The organism is Methylobacterium sp. WL18, assembly GCF_008040015.1.
GTDB lineage: Bacteria > Pseudomonadota > Alphaproteobacteria > Rhizobiales > Beijerinckiaceae > Methylobacterium > Methylobacterium mesophilicum.
Genome location: NZ_VRVD01000528.1, coordinates 1 through 3,276 on the forward strand (window position 1 = coordinate 1; position 3,276 = coordinate 3,276).

Annotated in this window: 1 protein-coding gene; it reads left to right on the forward strand. The window is 69.5% G+C overall.

From position 1 onward, the window contains the following. Nucleotides 1-440 precede the first annotated feature (440 nt). Nucleotides 441-3,276 (forward strand): isoleucine--tRNA ligase (gene ileS, locus FV228_RS24380; RefSeq protein ID WP_147856923.1); only part of this gene is annotated, 2,836 nt, incomplete at its 3' end.

Sequence of the window (3,276 nt, forward strand, 5' to 3'; positions counted from 1 at the left end):
CTCGACGCCGCGCTGGGCGCCCCTGGCCGTGCCCTGGGCTTCGGCGCCGGTGGCGAAGGCCAGCGGGGCGAGGGCGAGGGCGGCGATCATCAGCTTCTTCATGTCAACTCCTGGTCGTCGTTCGGGGCGAGTTCCGCGACGTGCGCGTCGCGGAGGACGTACCGGTCAACGGTTCAAGCGCCGAAAGGTCTCATCAGTCATCGCAGAGCCGCCCGCTGGCATCGGGAAGGGGCCGCTGCTAGAGAACGGGTCATGTTCGCTTCGCATGCTCTTCGCGGCCTGGGCCGCAGGCTTCGAATTATTGGCCCGGCCTCCGCGTAAATGAGCGCCCGCTTCGGCGAGGCCGCGCGGAAGTCCGGGATCCTGATGCCGCTCGCCCTGCCCAGATTCCTGTATCGGCCGGCCCATTGCCGCCGGCCCGACCGCCGATGCGAGATCCGATGACCACCCCCGAGACCGCGGCTGCCCGCGACTATTCCAAGACCCTGTTCCTGCCGCGCACCGAGTTTCCGATGCGCGCCGGCCTGCCGACCCGGGAGCCGCTGCTGCTGGAGCGCTGGGCCGCGATCGACCTCTACGGGAAGATCCGCGCCGCCGCTTCGGGCCGGCCGCGCTTCGTGCTGCACGATGGGCCGCCCTATGCCAACGGCAACATCCATATCGGAACGGCGCTCAACAAGATCCTGAAGGACGTGGTGGTGCGCTCGCAGGGCGCGCTCGGCCTCGACGCCAACTACGTCCCCGGCTGGGACTGCCACGGCCTGCCGATCGAGTGGAAGATCGAGGAGCAGTACCGCGCCAAGGGCCGCAACAAGGACGACGTGCCGGTGATCGAGTTCCGGCAGGAATGCCGGACGTTTGCGGCCCACTGGCTCGACGTGCAGCGGGCGGAGTTCAAGCGCCTCGGCGTCACCGGCGACTGGGACCACCCCTACGCGACCATGGCCTACCCGGCCGAGGCGGTGATCGCCGACGAGCTGATGAAGTTCTCGATGAGCGGCCAGCTCTATCGCGGCTCCAAGCCGGTGATGTGGTCGGTGGTCGAGAAGACCGCGCTCGCCGAGGCCGAGGTCGAGTACGAGGAGCATGTGAGCGACACCGTGTTCGTCGCGTTCCCGATCCGGCAAGGAGCCGATGATGGGGCCGACGCGGCGCTGGCGGACGCTCGGGTGGTGATCTGGACCACCACCCCCTGGACCATGCCGGGCAACCGCGCCGTCGCGTATTCCAAAAAGATCGCCTACGGGCTCTACCGGGTGACGCAGGCTCCGGCCGAGAACTGGGCGACCCCCGGGCAGACCTACCTGCTGGCCGACAGCCTGGCCGCCACCGTGTTCAAGGCCGCCCGGGTCGAGGCGTTCGAGCGCGTCGGCGACGTGCGCCCGGAGACGCTGGCCGGCCTCACCCTGGCGCACCCGCTCAACGGCCGCGGCTACGACTTCGCCGTGCCGATGCTCGACGGCGACCATGTCACCGACGAATCCGGTACCGGCTTCGTCCACACGGCGCCGAGCCACGGCCGCGAGGATTTCGATCTCTGGATGTCCAGCGGCCGGCTGCTGCAGGAGCGCGGCATCGACCCCGCGATCCCCTACACGGTGGATGCGGACGGCGCCCTGACCAAGGCCGCGCCGGGCTTCGAGGGCACCCGGGTGCTCACCGACAAGGGCGAGAAGGGCGACGCCAACAAGGCGGTCATCGCTGCGCTCACCGAGGCCGGGGCGCTGGTCGCCCGCGGCGTGCTGCGCCACCAGTACCCGCATTCCTGGCGCTCCAAGAAGCCGGTGATCTTTCGAAACACCCCGCAATGGTTCATCGCCATGGACCGGCCGGTGGACAGCCTGGGCAACCGGTCCCTGCGGGAGGTCGCGCTCCAGAGCATCGACGAGACGCAATGGGTGCCGCCCCAGGGCAAGAATCGCATCAACGGCATGGTCGGCAACCGGCCGGACTGGGTGGTCTCGCGCCAGCGCGCCTGGGGCGTGCCGATCACCGTGTTCGTCCACCGGGAAAGCGGTGAGATCCTTAAGGACGCGTCCGTCAACGCCCGGATCCGCGACGCCTTCAAGGAAGAGGGCGCCGATGCCTGGTTCCGGGACGATGCCGCCCAGCGCTTCCTGGCCCCGGACCACGACCCCGCCGCCTACGAGAAAGTCACGGACGTCCTCGACGTCTGGTTCGATTCCGGCTCGACCCACGCCTTCGTGCTGGACGATCCGGAGGCGTTCCCGGCGCTCGCCGGCGTGCGGCGCGTCCGCGACGGCGGCCAGGACCGGGTGATGTACCTCGAGGGCTCGGACCAGCACCGGGGCTGGTTCCAGTCCTCGCTGCTCGAATCCTCCGGCACCCGCGGCCGGGCGCCCTACGACATCGTCCTGACCCACGGCTTCGTGCTCGACGGGAAGGGCCTGAAGATGTCGAAGTCGAAGGGCAACGTCGTCGCGCCGCAGAGCATCATCAAGGATTCGGGCGCCGACATCCTGCGCCTGTGGGTTGCCGCCTCCGACTACACCGACGACCTGCGGATCGGCCCTGAGATCATCAAGACCTTTGCCGAGACCTACCGGAAGCTCCGGAACTCCCTGCGCTGGATGCTCGGCTCCCTGGCGCATCGGATCCAGGGGGATGACGTCGAGGTCCAAAAGATGCCGGAGCTGGAGCGGCTGATCCTGCACCGGCTGGCCGAGCTCGACGGCGAGATCCGGGAGGCCTACGCGACCTACGACACCAAGCGGGTCGTGGCCCTGCTCAACGGCTTCATGACCGGCGACCTGTCGTCGTTCTACTTCGACGTGCGCAAGGACGCGCTCTACTGCGATCCGATCTCGTCGGTGACCCGCCGGGCGGCCTTGCAGGTGATCGACGAGACCTTCCGTCGGGTGGTGGTCTGGCTGGCGCCGGTGCTCGCCTTCACGGCGGAGGAGGCCTGGCTCGACCGCTACCCGTCCGCCGACGGCTCGGTCCACCTGCAGACCCTGCCGGAGACCCCGGCCGAATGGCTCAACGCTCCCCTCGCGGAGCGCTGGCAAAAAATCCGGAAGGTGCGCCGGGCCGTGACCGGCGCCCTGGAGGTCGAGCGCGCGGCCAAGCGCATCGGCGCGAGCCTGGAGGCGGCCCCGACCGTCTACGTTGCGGACCCCGAGCTGCTCGCCGCCCTGGAGGGCTGCGACTTCGCCGACACCTGCATCACCTCCGCGATCACGGTGGAGGCCGGTGAGGGCCCGGCGGAGGCGTTCCGGCTCGACGAGGTGCGCGGCGTCGCCGTGGTGCCGACCC